Annotated in this window: 21 protein-coding genes and 1 pseudogene; 7 read left to right on the plus strand and 15 right to left on the minus strand. The window is 70.7% G+C overall.

The features are described from left to right. The first annotated feature begins 20 nt into the window (after nucleotides 1–20). The gene (locus tag ACIHCX_RS24265; RefSeq protein WP_400032815.1) at nucleotides 21–1,229 is read left to right on the plus strand and encodes a nucleotide sugar dehydrogenase; all 1,209 of its coding nucleotides are present in this window, start codon (nucleotides 21–23) and stop codon (nucleotides 1,227–1,229) included. 117 nt (nucleotides 1,230–1,346) lie between these two features. Here the strand turns inward: ACIHCX_RS24265 and ACIHCX_RS24270 are convergent, their stop codons facing one another. From ACIHCX_RS24270 to ACIHCX_RS24285, 4 genes are all read right to left on the minus strand, one after another. Then, the gene (locus ACIHCX_RS24270) at nucleotides 1,347–2,471 is read right to left on the minus strand and encodes a GuaB3 family IMP dehydrogenase-related protein (RefSeq protein WP_400032817.1); all 1,125 of its coding nucleotides are present in this window, start codon (nucleotides 2,469–2,471) and stop codon (nucleotides 1,347–1,349) included. Between the two features lie 105 nt (nucleotides 2,472–2,576). Further along, a complete protein-coding gene (gene guaB, locus ACIHCX_RS24275) occupies nucleotides 2,577–4,079 on the minus strand; it encodes an IMP dehydrogenase (protein WP_400032819.1) in 1,503 nt (500 codons plus the stop codon). A 220-nt stretch (nucleotides 4,080–4,299) separates the two neighbouring features. Further along, nucleotides 4,300–4,878: a sigma-70 family RNA polymerase sigma factor gene (locus ACIHCX_RS24280; RefSeq protein ID WP_400032821.1), complete on the minus strand. Its 579-nt coding sequence runs from the start codon at nucleotides 4,876–4,878 to the stop codon at nucleotides 4,300–4,302. A gap of 453 nt (nucleotides 4,879–5,331) precedes the next feature. Further along, the gene (locus tag ACIHCX_RS24285; RefSeq protein WP_003948568.1) at nucleotides 5,332–5,943 is read right to left on the minus strand and encodes a response regulator transcription factor; all 612 of its coding nucleotides are present in this window, start codon (nucleotides 5,941–5,943) and stop codon (nucleotides 5,332–5,334) included. Nucleotides 5,944–6,323: 380 nt separating this feature from the next. Between ACIHCX_RS24285 and ACIHCX_RS24290 the strand changes: the two genes are divergently transcribed. Then, complete coding sequence (locus tag ACIHCX_RS24290) at nucleotides 6,324–6,653, plus strand: WhiB family transcriptional regulator (RefSeq protein WP_358733963.1); 330 nt, start codon at nucleotides 6,324–6,326, stop codon at nucleotides 6,651–6,653. Nucleotides 6,654–6,748: 95 nt separating this feature from the next. On the opposite strand, the gene ACIHCX_RS24295 is transcribed toward ACIHCX_RS24290, so the two are convergent. Continuing rightward, nucleotides 6,749–7,645, minus strand: coding sequence for a LysR family transcriptional regulator (locus tag ACIHCX_RS24295; protein WP_400032823.1), 897 nt, complete (start codon nucleotides 7,643–7,645; stop codon nucleotides 6,749–6,751). An 81-nt stretch (nucleotides 7,646–7,726) separates the two neighbouring features. Here ACIHCX_RS24295 and ACIHCX_RS24300 point away from each other — a divergent pair, with 81 nt between their 5' ends. From ACIHCX_RS24300 to ACIHCX_RS24310, 3 genes are all read left to right on the plus strand, one after another. Further along, nucleotides 7,727–8,431: an MOSC domain-containing protein gene (locus ACIHCX_RS24300; RefSeq protein ID WP_400032825.1), complete on the plus strand. Its 705-nt coding sequence runs from the start codon at nucleotides 7,727–7,729 to the stop codon at nucleotides 8,429–8,431. 102 nt (nucleotides 8,432–8,533) lie between these two features. Further along, entirely contained in the window at nucleotides 8,534–9,307 is a 774-nt protein-coding gene (locus tag ACIHCX_RS24305) for an SDR family NAD(P)-dependent oxidoreductase (RefSeq protein WP_400032827.1), read from the plus strand. A gap of 97 nt (nucleotides 9,308–9,404) precedes the next feature. Then, complete coding sequence (locus ACIHCX_RS24310; protein WP_400032829.1) at nucleotides 9,405–10,112, plus strand: ester cyclase; 708 nt, start codon at nucleotides 9,405–9,407, stop codon at nucleotides 10,110–10,112. Nucleotides 10,113–10,247: 135 nt separating this feature from the next. Here the strand turns inward: ACIHCX_RS24310 and ACIHCX_RS24315 are convergent. Then, nucleotides 10,248–10,394, minus strand: a pseudogene (locus ACIHCX_RS24315) (DUF397 domain-containing protein); the annotation flags it as partial. A gap of 46 nt (nucleotides 10,395–10,440) precedes the next feature. On the opposite strand from ACIHCX_RS24315, the gene ACIHCX_RS24320 reads away from it, so the two are divergent. Then, nucleotides 10,441–10,827 carry an ATP-binding protein gene (locus ACIHCX_RS24320; RefSeq protein ID WP_400032831.1) on the plus strand — a complete coding sequence of 129 codons (387 nt, stop codon included), beginning with the start codon at nucleotides 10,441–10,443 and terminating at the stop codon, nucleotides 10,825–10,827. 60 nt (nucleotides 10,828–10,887) lie between these two features. Here ACIHCX_RS24320 and ACIHCX_RS24325 read toward each other — a convergent pair whose 3' ends face one another. The 8 genes from ACIHCX_RS24325 to ACIHCX_RS24360 form a co-directional block, all read right to left on the minus strand. Beyond that, a complete protein-coding gene (locus ACIHCX_RS24325; protein ID WP_400032833.1) occupies nucleotides 10,888–11,145 on the minus strand; it encodes a Txe/YoeB family addiction module toxin in 258 nt (85 codons plus the stop codon). Next, entirely contained in the window at nucleotides 11,142–11,420 is a 279-nt protein-coding gene (locus tag ACIHCX_RS24330; RefSeq protein ID WP_358733949.1) for a type II toxin-antitoxin system Phd/YefM family antitoxin, read from the minus strand. The genes ACIHCX_RS24325 and ACIHCX_RS24330 overlap by 4 nt, the downstream gene beginning before the upstream one ends. Nucleotides 11,421–11,580: 160 nt before the next feature. Continuing rightward, nucleotides 11,581–12,318, minus strand: a complete 738-nt coding sequence (locus tag ACIHCX_RS24335; RefSeq protein WP_400032836.1) for an MBL fold metallo-hydrolase — start codon at nucleotides 12,316–12,318, stop codon at nucleotides 11,581–11,583. A gap of 69 nt (nucleotides 12,319–12,387) precedes the next feature. Then, nucleotides 12,388–12,909 carry a hypothetical protein gene (locus ACIHCX_RS24340; protein WP_400032838.1) on the minus strand — a complete coding sequence of 174 codons (522 nt, stop codon included), beginning with the start codon at nucleotides 12,907–12,909 and terminating at the stop codon, nucleotides 12,388–12,390. Between the two features lie 166 nt (nucleotides 12,910–13,075). Beyond that, complete coding sequence (gene groL, locus ACIHCX_RS24345) at nucleotides 13,076–14,701, minus strand: chaperonin GroEL (RefSeq protein WP_400032840.1); 1,626 nt, start codon at nucleotides 14,699–14,701, stop codon at nucleotides 13,076–13,078. Between the two features lie 126 nt (nucleotides 14,702–14,827). Further along, nucleotides 14,828–15,136, minus strand: a complete 309-nt coding sequence (gene groES / locus ACIHCX_RS24350; RefSeq protein ID WP_100569792.1) for a co-chaperone GroES — start codon at nucleotides 15,134–15,136, stop codon at nucleotides 14,828–14,830. Between the two features lie 373 nt (nucleotides 15,137–15,509). Continuing rightward, on the minus strand, nucleotides 15,510–16,346 hold the full coding sequence (locus ACIHCX_RS24355; RefSeq protein ID WP_400032842.1) for a polysaccharide deacetylase family protein: 837 nt from the start codon (nucleotides 16,344–16,346) through the stop codon (nucleotides 15,510–15,512). Next, complete coding sequence (locus ACIHCX_RS24360; RefSeq protein WP_400032844.1) at nucleotides 16,343–17,080, minus strand: polysaccharide deacetylase family protein; 738 nt, start codon at nucleotides 17,078–17,080, stop codon at nucleotides 16,343–16,345. The genes ACIHCX_RS24355 and ACIHCX_RS24360 overlap by 4 nt, the downstream gene beginning before the upstream one ends. Here ACIHCX_RS24360 and ACIHCX_RS24365 point away from each other — a divergent pair. Next, complete coding sequence (locus tag ACIHCX_RS24365) at nucleotides 17,063–18,364, plus strand: methyltransferase domain-containing protein (RefSeq protein WP_400032846.1); 1,302 nt, start codon at nucleotides 17,063–17,065, stop codon at nucleotides 18,362–18,364. The genes ACIHCX_RS24360 and ACIHCX_RS24365 overlap by 18 nt on opposite strands. A gap of 6 nt (nucleotides 18,365–18,370) precedes the next feature. Here the strand turns inward: ACIHCX_RS24365 and ACIHCX_RS24370 are convergent, their stop codons facing one another. Beyond that, nucleotides 18,371–19,471 (minus strand): LCP family protein, encoded by a 1,101-nt coding sequence (locus ACIHCX_RS24370; RefSeq protein WP_400032848.1) that lies wholly within the window; start codon nucleotides 19,469–19,471, stop codon nucleotides 18,371–18,373. Between the last annotated feature and the right edge of the window lie 51 nt (nucleotides 19,472–19,522).

A 19,522-nucleotide genomic window follows, 5' to 3' on the forward strand; every position in this document is an offset into this window, starting at 1 on the left:
CGGGAAGGACCGCCCACGCCATGCCCGCAGATCTCGCCGTCATCGGACTCGGCCCGCTCGGCCTGCCCCTGGCCCAGGCCGCCGTCTGTGCCGGCATCCCCACCCTCGGGTACCGCACCGGGAACGAGTCCGGCTCCCTCAGCCCCGCCGAACTGCGCCGGATGCTCTCGGGGGGCTTCCGGCCGGCCACCGATCCGGCCGAACTCGGCCGGGTGCGCACCGCGGTGATCTGCGCGCCGACCCCGCGGGGCGCGGACGGCGGGCTCGACCTGAGCCAGGTGGAGGCCGCCGCTCGCACGCTCGCCGGGCAGATGCGCCCGCACATCACCGTGATCCTGGAGTCGCCCGCGCACCCCGGAACCACGGAGGAGTTCCTGCTCCCGCTCCTGGAGAAGGGCTCGGGGTTGCGGGCGGGCCGCGACTTCCACCTCGCCTACTCGCCCAGCCGCGTGGACCCCGGCAACCGCGACGTCACCCCGGCCAACACCCCCAAGGTGATCGGCGGCCTCACCCCGGCGTGCACCGAGTCGGCCGCGGCCTTCTACGGGCGGCTGACCGACAAGGTGGTACGCGCACGGGGGCTGAGGGAGGCGGAGACGGTCCAGCTCCTGGAGACCAACTACCGGCACGTCAACATCGCCCTGGTCAACGAGATGGCCGTGCTCTGCCACGACCTGGGCGTCGACCTGTGGGACGTCGTGCGCTGCGCGGAGACCAAGCCGTACGGCTTCCAGGCCTTCCGCCCCGGCCCCGGCGTCGGCGGGCACGGCCTCCCGCAGGACCTGGCCGGCCACGCGGGCTGCGGGCTGCGGATGGTGGAACTCGCCGAACAGGTCAACGGCCGCATGCCGCGCTACGTCGTCCAGCGCGCCGCCGCCCTGCTGAACGAGCACGGCAAGTCGGCCCGCGGCGCCCGGGTCCTGCTGCTCGGCGTCACGTACAAGGCCGACCTCGCCGACCTCCAGGGCACGCCCGCCGAGGAGATCGCCGTCCGGCTGACGGGCCTCGGCGCCTCGGTGAGCTACCACGACCCGTACGTGCCCGCGTGGAGAGTCCACGACCGGCCGGTGCCCCGCGCGGACGGCCTCTACGAGGCGGTCGCGGACGCCGACCTGACGATCCTGCTCCAGCAGCACCGCACGTACGACCTCCAGGGCCTCTCGGTGAAGGCCCAGCTGCTCCTGGACACCCAGGGAGCCGCGCCCACGGGGGCGGCGCATCGGCTGTGAAGGGGGCGCACGGATGCTTCGCCCCCAACGGCTGGTGGCGACCCAACGGGGCCCGGTCGCCCGCGTGAGCGAGTGACCGGGCCCCTTTTGTGGACCGTGACCGTGACCGCGGTGTGGCTACCGCTTGTGCTGCGAGTCGCCCACCGTCACCTCGACCCGCTGGAACTCCTTGAGCTCGCTGTAGCCGGTCGTGGCCATGGCGCGGCGCAGGGCGCCGAAGAAGTTCATGGAGCCGTCGGGGGTGTGCGAGGGGCCGGTGAGGACCTCCTCGATGGTGCCGACCGTGCCGAGGTCGACCTTCTGGCCGCGCGGCAGCTCCGCGTTCACGGCCTCCATGCCCCAGTGGTGGCCCTTGCCGGGCGCGTCGGTGGCGCGGGCCAGCGGGGAGCCCATCATCACGGAGTCGGCACCGCAGGCGATCGCCTTGGGCAGGTCGCCGGACCAGCCGACGCCGCCGTCCGCGATCACGTGCACGTACCGGCCGCCGGACTCGTCCATGTAGTCGCGGCGCGCGGCGGCCACGTCGGCGACCGCGGTGGCCATCGGGACCTGGATGCCGAGCACGTTGCGCGTGGTGTGCGCGGCGCCGCCGCCGAAGCCGACCAGGACGCCGGCCGCGCCGGTGCGCATCAGGTGCAGGGCCGCGGTGTAGGTGGCGCAGCCGCCGACGATCACCGGGACGTCGAGCTCGTAGATGAACTGCTTGAGGTTCAGCGGCTCGTGCGAGGACGACACGTGCTCCGCCGAGACCGTCGTACCGCGGATGACGAAGATGTCCACGCCCGCGTCCACGACGGCCTTGGAGAACTGGGCGGTGCGCTGCGGGGAGAGCGCGGCCGCGGTGACCACGCCCGAGTCGCGCACCTGCTTGATCCGCGCGCCGATCAGTTCTTCCTTGATGGGAGCGGCGTAGATCTCCTGGATGCGGCGGGTCGCGGCCTCGGCGGGCAGCTCCGCGATCTCGTCGAGCAGCGGCTGCGGGTCCTCGTACCGCGTCCACAGGCCCTCGAGGTTGAGCACGCCCAGGCCGCCCAGCTCGCCGATCCGGATGGCCGTGGCCGGGGAGACGACCGAGTCCATGGGGGCGGCCAGGAAGGGAAGCTCGAAGCGGTAGGCGTCGATCTGCCAGGCGATCGAGACCTCCTTCGGGTCCCGCGTACGGCGGCTGGGGACGACGGCGATGTCGTCGAAGGCGTACGCCCGGCGGCCGCGCTTGCCGCGCCCGATCTCGATCTCAGTCACGTCTGTGGCCTTTCCCTGATGCGTTGCAGCGTCTTCCAGTATCGCCGACACCCATGGCAAGGGCGGCTCCGGATGCTCCCGGAGCCGCCCCGCACGGCCTGCCGCCTACTTGCTGCTGTAGTTCGGCGCCTCGACCGTCATCTGGATGTCGTGCGGGTGGGACTCCTTCAGGCCCGCCGAAGTGATCCGGACGAAGCGGCCCTTGGACTCCATCTCCTCGATGGTGGCCGCGCCCACGTAGCCCATGGTCTGGCGCAGACCGCCGACGAGCTGGTGCAGGACGTTGGCCAGCGGGCCGCGGTAGGGCACCTGGCCCTCGATGCCCTCGGGCACGAGCTTGTCGTCGGAGGCGACCTCGGCCTGGAAGTACCGGTCCTTCGAGTACGACTTCGCCTGGCCGCGGGACTGCATGGCGCCGAGCGAGCCCATGCCCCGGTAGGACTTGAACTGCTTGCCGTTGATGAAGAGCAGCTCGCCGGGCGACTCCTCGCAGCCCGCGAGCAGGCTGCCCAGCATGACCGTGTCGGCGCCGGCGGCGAGCGCCTTGCCGATGTCGCCGGAGTACTGCAGGCCGCCGTCGCCGATCAGCGGGATGCCCGCCGGGCGAGCGGCGAGGGACGCCTCGTAGATGGCGGTGACCTGCGGGACGCCGATGCCGGCGACCACGCGCGTGGTGCAGATCGAGCCGGGGCCCACACCCACCTTGATGCCGTCGACACCGGCGTCGATCAGGGCCTGCGCGCCGTCGCGCGTGGCGACGTTGCCGCCGATCACGTCGACGGACACGCTCGACTTGATCTTCGACATCCAGCTCAGCGCGTTGCTGTTGTGGCCGTGCGAGGTGTCGACCACCAGGAAGTCCGCCCCGGCCTCGGCGAGCGCCTGGGCACGCTCCAGGGCCTCGGGGCTGGCGCCCACCGCGGCACCGACGAGCAGCCTGCCCTCGGAGTCCTTGGCCGCGTTCGGGTACTGCTCCGCCTTGACGAAGTCCTTGACGGTGATCAGGCCCTTGAGGATGCCCTGGTCGTCGACGAGCGGCAGCTTCTCGATCTTGTGCTTGCGCAGCAGCTGCATGGCGTCGACGCCGGAGATGCCGACCTTGCCGGTGACCAGCGGCATCGGCGTCATCACATCGCGCACCTGGCGGCTGCGGTCGGTCTCGAAGGCCATGTCACGGTTGGTGACGATGCCCAGGAGCCTGCCGGCCGGGTCGGTGACGGGCACGCCGCTGATGCGGAACTTGGCGCACAGGGCGTCCGCCTCGGCGAGCGTCGCCTCCGGGTGCACCGTGATGGGGTCGGTGACCATGCCGGACTCGGACCGCTTGACCAGGTCGACCTGGTTGACCTGGTCCTCGACCGAGAGGTTGCGGTGCAGCACACCGACACCGCCCAGGCGGGCCATCGAGATCGCCATGCGGGACTCGGTCACCTTGTCCATCGCCGCCGAGAGCAGCGGGATGTTGACCCGGACGTTGCGGGAGATACGGGACGATGTGTCGACCGCGTTGGGGAGCACCTCGGATGCACCCGGCAGGAGGAGCACGTCGTCGTAGGTCAGCCCGAGTGTCGCGAATTTCTCGGGCACTCCGTCGACGTTGGCAGTCATGACACCTTCCCCAGATGGCCTTGATCGGTGCGGATGTCCATGCTAACGGGAAGCACGCGTTGCTCATTCCACGATTCCGGGCGGCTCCGCACTTCGTACCTTCGTACGGAATCGTCCCGCCATGCGCCCCCGCACGAGCCTCGGGCACGCGTCCCGGCGTGCACGGCCGAGCCCCGGCACGTGTTGGTCCGGAGCGGTGGGCGAAGGACGGGACCGCCGCCTACTGTTCGGCCAGGGCACGCAACCGGCTGAGCGCCCGGTGCTGGGCCACCCGGACCGCGCCTGGTGACATTCCCAACATCTGTCCCGTTTCCTCCGCGGTCAACCCCACCGCGATGCGCAGCAGCAGCAGCTCGCGCTGGTTCTCCGGGAGGCTGGCCAGCAGCTTCTTGGCCCACTCGGCGTCGCTGCTGAGCAGGGCGCGCTCCTCGGGGCCGAGGGAGTCGTCCGGGCGTTCCGGCATCTCGTCCGAGGGCACGGCCGTCGAGCCCGGGTGCCGCATGGCGGCGCGCTGGAGGTCGGCGACCTTGTGGGCGGCGATGGCGAAGACGAAGGCCTCGAAGGGGCGGCCGGTGTCCTTGTAGCGGGGCAGGGCCAGCAGGACCGCGACGCAGACCTCCTGGGCCAGGTCCTCGACGAAGTGCCGGGCGTCGCCCGGGAGCCGGGACAACCGGGTGCGGCAGTAGCGCAGCGCCAGCGGGTGCACCCGGGCGAGCAGGTCGTGCGTGGCCTGCTCGTCACCGTCGACGGCGCGGTGGACGAGCGCACCGATCGCAAGTGCCGCCTGGTCGTCGCGCATCGGTCCATGGTGCCTTGACGTCGTCCGTTCCGTGGCACCGCCTTCGTGGTTGTGCACCGAAGCGTTATGAGCAGGTGCGCCGAAGCTCATCCCCTGCGCCCTCCCCTTCCGCTCGACCAACTCGTCCGCGAGGAACTCCACACCCTCAAGGATGCGTCATCCGCGGCGAAACGAGCAGCAGGCGCCGGGCGGGGCGCTTTGCCACCGGCGTCCGCGATGCGGTATGGCACGTCACGCGCGGTCCGAGCCCACGTTCCCACAGGGCCGCGACGGCCGCTCGTCGCCTCCCGGCCGCCCGGGGCCGGAGAGCAGAACCCGTGCGGAGAGGTGCGAGCGGCACGGATCCGCACGACCGGCCGGCGGACGCCCCCCACGCTCGTCGCCGCGCGTGGGGGTGGCGTCGCGTTCCAGTACGCCGGTCCGGGGCGGCCCGGACCGGGATCCGCGCGCGTCCTAGCGGACCAGGCCCCAGCGGAAACCGAGGGCCACCGCGTGCGCGCGGTCCGAGGCGCCGAGCTTCTTGAACAGCCGGCGGGCGTGGGTCTTGACGGTGTCCTCGGAGAGGAACAGCTCACGGCCGATCTCCGCGTTGGAGCGGCCGTGGCTCATGCCCTCCAGGACCTGGATCTCCCGCGCGGTGAGCGTGGGTGCGGCGCCCATCTCGGCCGACCGCAGCCGGCGCGGGGCGAGCCGCCAGGTGGGGTCGGCGAGGGCCTGTGTCACCGTGGCCCGCAGCTCCGCACGGGAGGCGTCCTTGTGCAGGTACCCGCGGGCGCCCGCGGCCACGGCGAGCGCCACGCCGTCGAGGTCCTCGGCGACGGTGAGCATGATGATGCGCGCGCCGGGGTCAGCGGACAGCAGGCGCCGGACGGTCTCGACGCCGCCCAGTCCGGGCATGCGCACGTCCATGAGAATGAGGTCGGAGCGGTCGGCGCCCCAGCGGCGGAGGACTTCCTCGCCGTTGGCCGCCGTCGTCACGCGCTCGACGCCGGGCACGGTCGCGACCGCGCGACGCAGCGCCTCTCGGGCAAGCGGGGAGTCGTCGCAGACGAGGACGGATGTCATGGCCGTCCTCCGCAGCTGATGCGCGTCACCTTGAGCCTCCAGGCTGGTACGGAATCGTCACCTGTGCGGTCGACCGTCTCGGACGCCCGCCCGAGCGCTTGTGTTCTCAACCGCCTCCGCACTCTCAACGACGGTCACTCGAAAGAGTTACGGGGCTGTACGCCGTCTTCGGCACTCTACGTGAGGGAGCGGACACAGAGCAGACATGAACGTCAGACCCTCAACTTTTCATCACAAGCTATGCCCCATTTAGCCCCTTTTCTTCCCGTTTCTCGGTGTCTGGAGCTAGATTCGCAATGAGTCATATTTTCATCTCCTTAGATCGGAGATGTACGGTCGTTGCCACGTATCCGCCACGAACGGCTACAAGGGGTCACGTAATGGCAGATTTCTCCCGCCTTCCCGGACCGAACGCGGACCTGTGGGACTGGCAGTTGCTGGCTGCCTGCCGTGGGGTCGACAGCTCGCTCTTCTTCCATCCCGAGGGCGAGCGCGGGGCGGCTCGGAGCGCTCGAGAGAACTCGGCCAAGGAGGTCTGCATGAGGTGCCCCGTCCGTGCGGAGTGCGCGGCGCACGCCTTGGCGGTGCGCGAGCCGTACGGAGTGTGGGGAGGCCTGACCGAGGACGAGCGCGAAGAGCTCATGGGGCGGGCACGGAACCGGCTGGTGTCGGCGTCGTCGACCAGCGGGGACACCGCCTCGGACAACTGAAGGAACGTTTTTTCTTATCCGTTCGCGTCAAGCCGCAGCAGGGCACGCGCCACGCGTGCCCTCGCGCCAGCCGATCCCCTTGTGCCGGCTTGTTCTCAGCGGGCCCCGGCCCGCACCAGCTCCTCCAGCGTCGCCGCCACCGCCGGCACCTGTGCCAGGTCGGGCAGCGTGAGGGCGACGATCTCCCGCCGCACCGCCGGTTCCAGCTCCACGGTGCGCGCGCCTCTGGGCCGTACCGACTCGACCGCGAGCTGGGGCAGGACCGCGACCCCCAGTCCCGCACCCACCAGGCCGACCACCGCCGGGTAGTCGTCGGTCGCGAAGTCGATACGGGGCGTGAAGCCGGCACCCTCGCACACCTGGACGAGCTGGCCGCGGCAGCGCGGGCAGCCCGCGATCCACGGATCGCCCGCGAGCTCGCCGATGGCGACGGACCCCGCGCGGGCCAGCCGGTGCCGCTCGGGCACCAGCCCCACCAGCCGGTCGGTCAGCAGCGGCCGTACGACGAGGTCCTCCCACTCCCCGGCGTCCGCGGCCCCCTCGTAGCGGAAGGCGAGCGCCACGTCGCAGTCGCCCTGGCGCAGCAGTTCGACGGACCTCGGCGGCTCGGCCTCCTCCAGGGACACCCGGGTGCCGGGGTGCGCGGCGCGCAGCGCGGCGAGCGCGGTGGGCACGAGCGTGGAACTTCCGCTGGGGAAGGAGACGAGCCGTACCCGCCCGGCCCGCAGCCCGGCGATGGCGGCGACCTCCTCCTCGGCGGCGGTGAGCCCGGCGAGGATGCCGGTGGCGTGCCGGACGAGCGCGTCGCCGGCCTGGGTCAGGCGCATCTCGCGGCCGGCCCGGACCAGCAGCGGGGTGCCGACGGCCGCCTCGAGGGCCTTCATCTGCTGGCTGACGGCCGGCTGGGTGCAGCCCAGTTCACGCCCCGCCGCGGAGAAGGAACCGGTGGTGGCCACGGCACGCAGCACACGGAGATGACGAGCCTCGATCACACCACCGAGCATAAGTGAAACTTGGACGAGCGGTGAATTGTCACGTCGACACTTTGACCGCCGTTCGCCTACGGTGCCCGCATGGAGCTTCTGTCAGTGAACCTGGGCCGCGCCGAGGCCGTGCCGTATACCGACCAGCCGGAAGGCGTGACCGGCATCGGCAAGCGGCCGGTGGACGGGCCGGTCAAGGTGTCGGCGCCGGGGCCGAAGGGGATCGGCGGGAGCGGGCTGGCCGGGGACGCGGTGTGCGACACGCGGCACCACGGCGGCGACGACCAGGCGGTGTACGCGGTGGCGCGCGAGGACCTCGACGCCTGGGAGGGCGAGCTGGGCCGGACCCTGGCCAACGGCGCCTTCGGCGAGAACCTCACCACGCTCGGGCTGGACATCACCGGCGCGCGAATCGGCGAGCGCTGGCGCATCGGCTCGCCGCTCGGCCCCTCGGTGCTCCTGGAGGTCACCAGCGGGCGGATTCCCTGCCGGACCTTCCAGGGCCATCTGGGTGAGAAGGGATGGGTGAAGCGGTTCACGCGCAGGGCGGCGCCGGGCGCTTATCTGCGGGTGCTCGAAGCCGGTGAGATCCGGGCGGGCGACCCCGTCGAGATCGTGCACCGTCCGGACCACGACGTGACCGTGGGCCTGGAGTTCCGGGCCATGACGACCGAGCGCCCACTGCTGCCCCGGCTGCTCGCGGCGGGTACGGCGCTGCACCCGGAGGCGTTGGCGACGGCCGAGAAGTACGCGCGGGAGCATGCGTCCGGGCACGCGCCGGACCAGGTGGGCTGACCTGACCGCGTGTCACCGTCTTGGCGGTCACCTGTCCGTCACCGATCGGGAGGGCCTGTGCAGAGATCGGGAGGGGGCCCCGTGGACCACTAATCTTTCGCCATGACAACGGCTCTGATTACGGGATCGACCGCGGGCATCGGCGCCGCCTTCGCGCGGCGGCTGGCGGCCGACGGGCACAACCTCGTGCTGGTGGCGCGCACCACCGAGCGTCTGACGGAGCAGGCCACGGAACTGCACGACCGGCACGGCATCGAGGCGGAGGTGCTGACGGCCGACCTGGCGACGGACGCGGGCATCGAGGCGGTCGCCGCCCGGCTGAGCGACCGCAAGGACCCCGTGGACCTGCTGGTCAACAACGCGGGCTTCGGCAACAAGGGCCGTTACCTGGACGTGTCGATGGCCGACGAGCTCCGGATGCTCAAGGTGCACATCGAGGCGGTGCTGCGGCTGACGTCGGCGGCGACCGCGGCGATGCGCGAGCGCGGCCGGGGCGGCGTGGTGAACGTGGCCTCGGTGGCCGCCTTCGTGCCGCGCGGCACGTACGGCGCGTCGAAGGCGTGGGTCGTGCAGTTCACCCAGGGCGCGGCGCGCGACCTGGCCGGCAGCGGCGTACGGCTGATGGCGCTGTGCCCCGGCTTCGTGCGCACCGAGTTCCACGAGCGGGCCGGAATGGGCACGGACAACATCCCGAACTGGATGTGGCTGGACGCGGACAAGCTGGTCGCGGCGGCGCTGACGGACCTGGCCCACGGCAAGACCCTGTCCGTCCCGGACCCGCGGTACAAGGCGCTGATGGGCCTGGTGAAGGTGGCACCGCGCGGCCTGCTGGGCGGGATCACCTCGAAGACGGGCCGCAAGTACGGACCGCAGTGACGGTACGCAGGTGACGGTGCGGAGGTGACGGAGGCGCCCCGGTGGGAAAATGGCACCGACGGAACACCAGACCGGGCCAGGGGACCGGAGGCGCGTCATGACCTTCGTACAGCTCATCGACTGCAGGACGAGCCGATTCGAGGAGATGAACCGGCTGCTGGACGACTGGGTCGAGAAGACCGGGGGCAGGCGGACCGCGACACACACGGTCGTCGGCAAGGACCGGTCGGACGGGGCCCACGTCGTCGAGCTGGTGGAGTTCCCGTCGTACGAGGAGGCGATGCGGAGCTCGAACCTGCCGGAGACCGACGAGATCTTCCGGGGCCTGGTCGCCCTGTGCGACGAGATGCCCACGTTCACGGACCTGGACGTGGTGCGGGACGAGCAGCTCCACGAGATCGCCGTGCGCCGTTTCTACGGCACCCTGACGGCCGCCGGTGAGCTGCCGCCGCTCAACGACCTGATCGACGAGGACTGCCACAGCCACGACCCCGTCAACCCCCAGGTCACCATCGGCCTGGACGCCATCCGCCGCGACTTCCGGATGTGGCGCGACGCCTTCGACGCCTCGTTCACGGTCGAGGACCTGATGGCGCAGGGCAGCCGGGTCTGCGCCCGCTGGACCTGGACCGCCACGCACCGGGGCGAGTTCCTCGGCATCGCGCCCACCGGCCGGCAGGTCAGCATGACCGGCATGACCGTCTTCCGCTTCGGCGACAACGGCAAGGTCGCCGAGGCGTGGTGGCAGCACGACCAGCTGGGGCTGCTGCAACAGCTGGGGGCGCTGGACGAGTTGGAGCAGTAGACAGGTTGCCCCCGACCGGGTACTCCCGACCCGCCGCCAAAATCACCGGGTGGGGCGGAAGCGGACGGCGGCGTCGACGACCGCGATGAAGGGCGGTAAGGGGGCTCAACGGCTCCCTACCGCCCCTCGGCCACGTCAACCGTGTACGGCCATCCGCACGAACGCCGTCCACTGGTCGGCGGGAACGTTGAGAACCGCCGCGTCCGGCCGCTTGGAGTCGCGGATCAGCACTGCCGGACCGGCTCCCGCGATCTCGACGCAGTCACCGCCGCTGCCTGAGCTGTAGCTGCTCTTGTAGTGGGGCTACGGCACACCCGTCCACGACGCCGTGGAGCTGGTCGTCGCCGAGCTGGCCGCGAACGCCGTCACCCACGGCCGGGTCCCGGGCCGGGACGCCGAGCTGCGGCTGAGCAGGGAGGGCGACGGGTGTGTACGCGTCGAGGTCAGCGATGCCCGGGGTGAGCGGCTGCCCGCGGTATGGGACGCCGGAACCGGGGAGGACGGCGGCCGGGGGCTCCTCCTCGTCGTCTCCCTCGCCAAGGAGTGGGGAACGGTCCCGAGGCCCGGCGCCCCCGGCAAGACGGTCTGGGCCGTCGTGGCCACCGGGGCTCCGGAAACACCGGCACCGCCGACCTCGCCAGGGGACGACGAGCACGCCCGGCGTGCCGCGGCCGATGAACTCACCGCCCTGAGCCAGGAGATGAGGCTGATCTGACCGGTGGCGGCAAAGGCGCCGGACTGCGGCCGAGCCGGGGGAAGACCGAACACATGGACGTCAGTAGTGGTACCGGGCCTTGATGATCACGATTTCCTTCTCCGTGGCCCGGTAGACAAGGCGGTGCTCGTCGTCGATCCGGCGTGACCAGTAGCCCGACAGGTCGCCCTTCAGCGGCTCCGGTTTTCCGATACCGGTGAAGGGGTCGCGCTGGATCTCGCCGATCAGACGCACGAGCTTGCGGAACAGGTTCTTGTCGGCGGACTGCCAGTACAGGAGGTCCTCCCACCCGCTGGGGCGGAACCGTACGTCCCTCACTCCCCGTCCTCCGCCAGAGCCTCCAGCTCGTCCATGCTCTTGGTGATCATCGGGGTGTCGGCGGCCTTGTCCGCGGCGACGGCTGCCATGAGATGGGCGGCGTTGGCCGGCGAACGCAGCAGATAGACGGTCTCCTGCCAGGAACGGAAGTCGTCGGCGGACATCAGTATGGCGTTGCCGCCCCTGGAGGTAATCTCGACGGGCTCATGGTCGTCGTTGACCTGCTGGATCAGCGGGAAAAGCCTGGCTCGGGCCTCGCTGGCGGTGATGGACATGGGACCCCTCCTCCAGGTCTCGTACGGACTCGTACCGCCCCGTACAGGCTCGTATCGACTCGTACAGAAGAACCGTACCACTCGACCGGTACAAGTTCCTGGTACCAGTCGGGTGGACTCATGCTTCCCCGGCCCGGGTCGGCTCGCGTGCCGGAGGTCATCAAGGAGCGGGTGCCGAAGGCCACGCCGAGAAGGCGCCGTGTGACGGTTCCCAGACCGAGCAGTCGTGGGCGAAGAGCACGCGTCGGGGATCGAAGTCGGTGAGCCGGTCCAGCCAGGGCCGGTAGGCGGGAAGCGGTTGTTCGGCGGCGTCGAGTGCGGCCTGGCGAGCCAGGTGGTCCGACGCGAACTCGGACGCGAAGTCGTGTGCCTGGCCGGCAAGGACCACGGTGCCGTCGCCTTGGCGGAGAACCAGGGACTGGTGCCCCTCGGTGTGTCCCGGAGTCGGAACGATCCAGACTCCCGGCCAGATCTCGGCCTCGCCGGTGAGTTCCTCGTAGGTCGCGCCGGGAAAGTCGATCAGCTCGTCGAAGGTGTAGTCGCCTCGGCGGGCCGTGGCCAACTCCGAGTCCTGTACCAGGATGGGTTTGCCGCTCAGCAGAGGATTCCCGCCGCAGTGGTCGAAGTGCAGGTGGCAGTTGACCACGAGTGAGATGTCGCCGGGGGCCGCTCCCGCCGCCGCCAGGGCGTCTGGCAGCACACGGCGTCGGGGCCGGTAATGCGCTTCGGTCTCGGTGTCCGCGGAGCCCATCCCCGTGTCGAAGAGGATCAGACCCCGGTCGTGCTGCACGAGATAGGCCAGCACGGGCTCCACTCGCGGGTGCGGGGTCTCCGTCTCGACTGCGGGCCGGATGAAGTACCCCAGGTCCATTCGGCGCACGGGCATGTTCTTCCTCATGCCGTGATTCTGACGGCCCGTCATCCGTCGTCCAGGCGCTCTCTGCCGACAGCAGATGCAGCTGTACCTCTAAGGTTCGCAGGCGCCGTCCGTCGTGGTGATCGCGATCGAGTCGTAGCCCAGGGCCATTTTCTGTTTCAGGGCGAACACGTTGAGGCACAGGGTGGTGTCCGTGCCGTCTGCCGTGACGGTGTAGTCGGCTCGTTCCGGGCCACCGTTGAGGAGGTCGGGCTCCGGGCGCTGGGAGGCCCGGGTGACCGACAGGGTGTCGCGTGTGCCGGGACCGTGTTGGGCGATGGTGTCGCGCAGGACGTCCTCGAAGGGGGTGAAGCTGCTGGGGCCGAGGTACGCGTCACGTGACAGTTCCGCGCTCGCCGCGGCCACGGCGGACCGCAGTTCGCCGTCGTTCCATTTGCCGGAGTCCGTGAGCAGGTCCGGATGGTAGAGGAGGTACATCGCGGACACGGCGAAGATCAACGTGCCGACGATGAGGGCACGGCCCACGGGGTTGTGCGGGTTGTAGACGTAGCGGTTGGTGCCCCATCTGCTGCGGATGAACACACGGTCCGCGTGGTCGCGGTCGTCCGTCATGCTCCCCGCCGGAAATCTGCGTCCACCCGCATGCGCATGCGGATCACCATGTCCATGCCTATGTTCACGGCGGAAGTCAATCAGACGTCGGGCGTCAAAGCACCGGTGCCCGGCGCCCCCGTAGGGGCGCCGGGCACCGGTGGTTCGGCTCAGCTCAGCGGAGCGCTCAGTGGCCGTGGCCGTGGCCGTGGCCCGCGGCGGCCGGCTCTTCCTCTTCCTTCTTCTCGACGACCAGGGTCTCGGTCGTGAGCAGGAGGGAGGCGATGGAGGCGGCGTTCTCCAGGGCGGAGCGGGTGACCTTGACCGGGTCGATGACGCCGGCCTTGATCAGGTCGCCGTACTCGCCGGTGGCGGCGTTGTAGCCGCTGCCCTTCTCCAGCTCCGCCACCTTGGAGACGATGACGTAGCCCTCGAGGCCGGCGTTCTCGGCGATCCAGCGCAGCGGTTCGACGGCGGCGCGGCGGACGACCGCGACACCCGTGGCCTCGTCGCCGGTCTTGTCGAGGTTGCCCTCCAGGACCTTCACGGCGTGGACGAGCGCGGAGCCACCACCGGAGACGATGCCCTCCTCGACCGCGGCGCGGGTCGCGGAGATGGCGTCCTCCAGACGGTGCTTCTTCTCCTTCAGCTCCACCTCGGTGGCGGCGCCGACCTTGATCACGCACACGCCGCCGGCCAGCTTCGCGAGGCGCTCCTGGAGCTTCTCGCGGTCCCAGTCGGAGTCGGTGTTCTCGATCTCGGCCTTGATCTGGGAGATGCGGCCCTCCACGTCCTCCTTGTTGCCGGCGCCGTCGACGATCGTGGTGTCGTCCTTGGTGACGGTGACGCGGCGGGCGGAGCCGAGGACGTCAAGACCGGCCTGGTCGACCTTGAGACCGACCTCCTCGGAGATGACCGTGGCGCCGGTGAGGACCGCCATGTCCTGGAGCATCGCCTTGCGGCGGTCGCCGAAGCCGGGGGCCTTGACGGCCACGGCGTTGAACGTGCCGCGGATCTTGTTGACGACCAGGGTCGACAGGGCCTCGCCGTCGACGTCCTCGGCGATGATCAGCAGCGGCTTCGAGGCGTTGGCCTGGATGATCTTCTCGAGGAGCGGGAGCAGGTCCGCGATGGCGGAGATCTTGCCCTGGTGGATCAGGATGTACGGGTCGTCGAGGACGGCCTCCATACGCTCCTGGTCCGTGACGAAGTACGGGGACAGGTAGCCCTTGTCGAAGGCCATGCCCTCGGTGAAGTCCAGCTCCAGACCGAAGGTGTTGGACTCCTCGACGGTGATGACGCCGTCCTTGCCGACCTTGTCCATCGCCTCGGCGATGAGCTCGCCGACCTGCTGGTCCTGGGCGGACAGCCCGGCGACGGCGGCGATGTCGGACTTCTCGTCGATCGGGCGGGCCGAGGCGTGCAGATCGTCGGAGACGGCCTTGACCGCGGCGTCGATGCCCTTCTTCAGCGCGGCCGGGGAGGCGCCCGCGGCGACGTTCTTCAGGCCCTCGCGCACGAGCGCCTGGGCGAGCACGGTGGCGGTGGTGGTGCCGTCACCCGCGATGTCGTTGGTCTTGGTCGCCACCTCCTTCACCAGCTGGGCGCCGAGGTTCTCGTACGGGTCCTCGATCTCGACCTCGCGGGCGATGGTGACGCCGTCGTTGGTGATGGTGGGCGCGCCGAACTTCTTGTCGATGACGACGTTGCGGCCCTTGGGGCCGATCGTCACCTTGACCGTGTCGGCAAGCTTGTTGACGCCGCGCTCGAGGGCGCGACGGGCGTCCTCGTCGAACTTCAGGATCTTCGCCATGGCAGCGGGAGCCCTCTCGGAATCTGGTGGTAAGACACTGCGCCCCGGGCGCCCGGCTTCTTATCGGTCGCGGGGGGCCAGGGGCGCAGCTCAGAATTGCCTCTGCTTCGTGAAGAAGCGGGTGAACTACTTCTCGATGATCGCGAGGACGTCGCGAGCCGAGAGGACGAGGTACTCCTCGTTGTTGTACTTCACCTCGGTGCCGCCGTACTTGCTGTAGAGCACGACGTCGCCGACCTTCACGTCGAGCGGAAGACGGTTGCCGTCCTCGAAGCGGCCCGGGCCCACAGCCAGGACGACGCCCTCCTGGGGCTTCTCCTTCGCAGTGTCCGGGATGACCAGGCCAGAGGCCGTGGTCTGCTCGGCGTCCAGCGGCTGGACCACGATGCGGTCCTCGAGCGGCTTGATGGCAACCTTGGTGCTGGCGGTCGTCACGATCCGACCTCCCCCTTCGGAGATCTCACGGGGTTAACTGTCTGAGGTGGCGACCAGGTCGATCCGTCGTCGCGGGTGCCGGACCTGCCCGTCGCTGTGTTGGCACTCTCCAGGGGGGAGTGCCAGACCTGAGACTATGACCGTCGTTAGCACTCGGTCAAGCGGAGTGCCAATTGCCTCGTGGCGCGTCGGCGGTGGGGGGTGCTTTTTGCCCACGTCTGTGCAAGGTGCCCCCTGCTGTGGTGACCGGCCCTGGGGGCTGGCCCCCAGGGCCTCCTTCGGCCTGAACGGCCTTGTCCTCAATCTCCCCCAAGCTCTTCGAGCAGGGGGGACCCCCAGACGGGCTTGTTGATGCCGAACTCGGCCGAAAAGCTCAGAGGTAGTCCTGCAGGCGGCCCACCGTCAGGCCGCTCTCCTGGATTCTGCGGAGCAGGCGGGTCGTGCGGTCGCGCAGGGGCGGGCCGTCGAGGTCGTCGTCGCCCGAGGCGACGAGGAGGATGTCGCCGGCGCGCAGTTCGTGGGGGCCGTGCCGGAAGCGCAGGCCGTTGTCGGTCGTGACGCCGCGCCACAGGACCACCGCCGAGACCCCGCAGTCGGCGGCGGCGCGCAGGGTCGTCCTGTCGTACCTGCCGTAGGGCGGGCGGAAGAGGCGGGGGCTGACGCCGAAGCGGGAGCGGATCCTGTCCCGCTGGCCGCAGATCTCGGCGCGCTGTCCCCCGTAGGGCAGGCCGCGCAGCGAGGGGTGGTCCAGGGTGTGGTTCTGGAGGTCCGCGCCGGCCGACATCAGGCGCGCGAAGTGCCCGTACCCCGGCCCGACGACGCTGTCCGTGAGGAACATGCTGACCGGCAGCCGCAGTTCACGGACCATGTCGACGAACCGCGGGTCCTTCTCCGCGCCGTCGTCGTAGGTGAGGAAGACGACCGGGTCGGAGGTCGCGACGCGGTCCACGACCTCGGGCGGTCCGGCGGGCGGGGTGGCGCCTGCGGGCCGGGGTGGACGGTCCGGCGGCTTCGGCGGCGCCGGCAGCGGCGCCTCGAGTCCCCAGCGCCGGTAGGTCCGGTCGGCCGACGGGCTCGGCGGTCGTACGCCCTGCGCCGCCTTGCGACCGAGCCGTTCGATGGGGTCGACGGACGTGGCACAGCCGGCCAGCAGCGCGGCGGTGAGCAGGGCCGCGGCCAGCTGCCACGGCCGGGCGGGCCGCGGTCTCACAGGTAGTCCTCCAGCCGGGCCACCGCGTACCCGTCGGCCGTGACCCTGTTCAGGAACCGGCGCATGTCGTCGGCCATCGTGCCGTGCCACTGGCGGCGGCCCCGGAAGTGGGTGAGCACGATGTCGCCGTGCCGCAGCCGCTGGTCGCCCTGGCGGAACTCCCCGTGGTCGACGTCGACCTCCTCGTTCCAGATGGGCGTGTCCTCGATGCCGCAGGACTTGGCGGCGCGCAGGGTGTCCTGGTTGTAGTCGCCGTAGGGCGGGCGGAACATCCTCGGGCGCTTGCCGAACCGTTCCTCCATGATGTCCTGCATGCCGCAGATCTCGCTCTTCTGCTGGTCGTAGGACAGACCCGGCAGGTAGGGGTGGTGCAGGGTGTGGTTGTTGAGGGTGACCCCCTGGCCCTGCATCCTCCAGAAGTAGCCGTAGTCGCTCCTGATGAGGTCGTCGGTGAGGAACGCCGTGTAAGGGATCTTCAGGTCCCGCATCATCCGCAGGAACTCCGGATCCTTCTCCGCTCCGTCGTCGATGGTGAGGAAGACGACCTTGTCCTTGGTGGGGACCGTGGTGAAGACCGGGGGCAGGTTCCAGTCCCGCTGGTGTTTCACCTCGAAGCCGGCGCGGGCGGTGGCCTTCCGCTTCGTCCTGGGCGGCTGCGGGGGGACCAGCGGGACCCGCCGGCGAATCAAGAACCTTTCCGGGTAATTTTTATCATTTTGTACCACCACTCCCATGGTGCCGAATCCTCGCAGGCGACCGCCCCGAAGCCGGGGCGACACCGCGGCCGGAGGCACACCGTCCACCGACTGGCCCACAATGAGCCGGTGAACGACCACCTCCACGCCTTCGCCTCGCTGCTCACCCCCGAGGGCCGCGCCCTCCTCGACGAGGTGCGCGGCACCGGACCCGCCGACGAACTCGCCGTCGCCACCCGGCTGCGCCGTGAGCACCCCGCCGAACTGGTGTCGGCGGCGCTCGGCCAGGCCCGGCTGCGGCAGCGGGCGGCCGCGAAGTTCGGGGCCGAGGACGCGGGGCGGATGTTCTTCACGCCGAACGGGGTGGAGCAGTCGACGCGGGCGAGCGTGGCGGCGTACCGGGCGGGCCGGCTGCGGGAGTCGGGGGTGGCCTCGGTCGCGGACCTGTGCTGCGGGATCGGCGGCGACGCGATCGCCTTGGCCCGCGCCGGGATCCGGGTGCTCGCCGTGGACCGGGACCCGCTGACCGCCGCCGCGGCCCGCGCGAACGCCGAGGCGCTGGGGCTGGCGGACCTGATCGAAGTGCGGGAGGCGGACGTCACGGAGGTCGACACGGCGCCGTACGACGCGGTGTTCGTGGACCCGGCCCGCAGAGCGGGCGCAGGACGGGGTGGCGGCCGGATCTTCGACCCCGAGGCGTACTCGCCGCCGCTGTCCTGGGCCGTCGATGCCGCGCTCCGGGCACCCCGCGCGGCCCTGAAAATCGCCCCCGGCATCCCGCACGAGGTGGTCCCGCCGCAGGCCGAGGCCGAGTGGATCTCCGACGGCGGGGACGTGAAGGAGGCGGTGCTGTGGTTCGGCACCGAGCCGGGCCTGATCCGGGCCACCCTGCTGCCCGGCCCGCGCACCCTGCGCGGCCGCGGCCTGCCCGACCCCCCGGTGCGCACCCCGGGCCGCTACCTGTACGAGCCCGACGGCGCCGTCATCCGCGCCCACCTGGTCGCCGAGGTCGCCCGGGAACTCGACGGCGGTCTGCTCGACGAGACCATCGCCTACGTGAGCGCCGACGAGCTGCGCCCCACCCCGTACGCCTCGGCCTACGAGATCACCGACCGGCTGCCCTTCAACGTCAAGAAGCTCAAGGCCCTGCTGCGGGAGCGGGAGGTGGGCACGCTGACCGTGAAGAAGCGGGGCTCGGCGGTCGAACCGGAGGAACTGCGCAGGAAGGTCCTGCCGAAACCGCACGGCAGGAACGCGGTGACGGTGTTCCTCACCCGGGTCGCCGGGGCGCCGACCATGCTGCTCGGCCACCCGGCGGGCTGACGCCGCTCACCGCAGCGACGTCCACAGGTCGTCCGCGTCCGGCTCCTTCGCCACCACCCGGTTGGGGTTCCACGGGGCCGTCACCACCGGCATGGTCACCGTCTCCACGTTCTGCGCCGACAGGCCCCTGAGGCTCTGGCCGAGGGTCGTCAGTTCGCCCAGCGAGTCGAGTCCCGTGTCGGTGGTCAGGCTGCCGGTCACCGCGTCGGCGACCCGGTAGAGCCCGGCGGGGTCGTCCAGCAGGCCGGAGTCGGAGATCTCCTCCAGCAGCGCCTTGACCAGCGTCTGCTGGAGGCCTATGCGACCCAGGTCGCTGCCGTCGCCCACGCCGTACCGGGTGCGGGCCAGGGCGAGGGCCTCGGTTCCCTTCAGGTGGTGGGTGCCGGCCTTCAGATGCAGATGGCTCTTGTCGTCGTCGATGTCCTGCTCGGTGGTGACGGTGACCCCGCCCATCGCGTCCACCAGCTTCGCGAAGCCGGAGAAGTCGATCTCGACGTAGTGGTCCATGCGGATGCCGGTGAGCGTCTCGACCGTCTTGACCGCGCACACCGGTCCGCCCACCGAGTACGCGCTGTTGAACATGGTGTAGTGGGCCTCCGCCGTGGAGCCGCCGGAGTCCAGCGGGCAGGACGGGCGGGTCACCAGCGTGTCGCGCGGGATGCTCACCACGGTGGCCGAGGTCCGGCCCGCGTCGATGTGCACGATCATCGCGGTGTCGGAGCGGGCGCCCTCGCTGTCGCCGCCGCCGAGTCGCTTGTTCTGGTCGCCGCTGCGCGAGTCCGAGCCGAGGACCAGGATGTTGAGGGCTCCGCTGGGCAGGGTGGCCGTCCCGGCCGACGGTGCCGTGTCCGCCCTCGGCGGACGGTCGTCCCCGAGCGCGCTGTTGATGTCGACGCCCTTGATGTTCTGGTTCAGGTGCCAGTAGGCGAGGCCCGCCGCCGCGACGCCCAGTGCCAGGACGCCCGCCAGGCCGAGGCCCACGGCCTTCAGGGCCCGTGACCGCCGGCCGGCCCCTCCGCCCGCGTCCCCTCCACCCGCGTCCCCGCTGTCGCCGTCGCCCCGACCGCTGTCATGTCCCCTGTTGTGTCCCCTCACGGGGAGGAACATACGTCCGACTCATGAGGAGCCCGACAGGGGGAGGCGCCCACGACCGATTTC

The organism is Streptomyces sp. NPDC052043 (assembly GCF_044548235.1).
Taxonomy (GTDB): Bacteria; Actinomycetota; Actinomycetes; order Streptomycetales; family Streptomycetaceae; genus Streptomyces.

Coding starts and splice junctions, on each gene's coding strand:
- ACIHCX_RS24265 (WP_400032815.1), top strand. CDS start 21: ATGCCCGCAGATCTCGCCGTCATCGGACTCGGCCCGCTCGGCCTGCCC.
- guaB (WP_400032819.1), bottom strand. CDS start 4,079: ATGACTGCCAACGTCGACGGAGTGCCCGAGAAATTCGCGACACTCGGG.
- ACIHCX_RS24280 (WP_400032821.1), bottom strand. CDS start 4,878: ATGCGCGACGACCAGGCGGCACTTGCGATCGGTGCGCTCGTCCACCGC.
- ACIHCX_RS24285 (WP_003948568.1), bottom strand. CDS start 5,943: ATGACATCCGTCCTCGTCTGCGACGACTCCCCGCTTGCCCGAGAGGCG.
- ACIHCX_RS24290 (WP_358733963.1), top strand. CDS start 6,324: ATGGCAGATTTCTCCCGCCTTCCCGGACCGAACGCGGACCTGTGGGAC.
- ACIHCX_RS24300 (WP_400032825.1), top strand. CDS start 7,727: ATGGAGCTTCTGTCAGTGAACCTGGGCCGCGCCGAGGCCGTGCCGTAT.
- ACIHCX_RS24305 (WP_400032827.1), top strand. CDS start 8,534: ATGACAACGGCTCTGATTACGGGATCGACCGCGGGCATCGGCGCCGCC.
- ACIHCX_RS24310 (WP_400032829.1), top strand. CDS start 9,405: ATGACCTTCGTACAGCTCATCGACTGCAGGACGAGCCGATTCGAGGAG.
- ACIHCX_RS24330 (WP_358733949.1), bottom strand. CDS start 11,420: ATGTCCATCACCGCCAGCGAGGCCCGAGCCAGGCTTTTCCCGCTGATC.
- ACIHCX_RS24335 (WP_400032836.1), bottom strand. CDS start 12,318: ATGAGGAAGAACATGCCCGTGCGCCGAATGGACCTGGGGTACTTCATC.
- ACIHCX_RS24340 (WP_400032838.1), bottom strand. CDS start 12,909: ATGACGGACGACCGCGACCACGCGGACCGTGTGTTCATCCGCAGCAGA.
- groL (WP_400032840.1), bottom strand. CDS start 14,701: ATGGCGAAGATCCTGAAGTTCGACGAGGACGCCCGTCGCGCCCTCGAG.
- ACIHCX_RS24360 (WP_400032844.1), bottom strand. CDS start 17,080: ATGGGAGTGGTGGTACAAAATGATAAAAATTACCCGGAAAGGTTCTTG.
- ACIHCX_RS24370 (WP_400032848.1), bottom strand. CDS start 19,471: ATGTTCCTCCCCGTGAGGGGACACAACAGGGGACATGACAGCGGTCGG.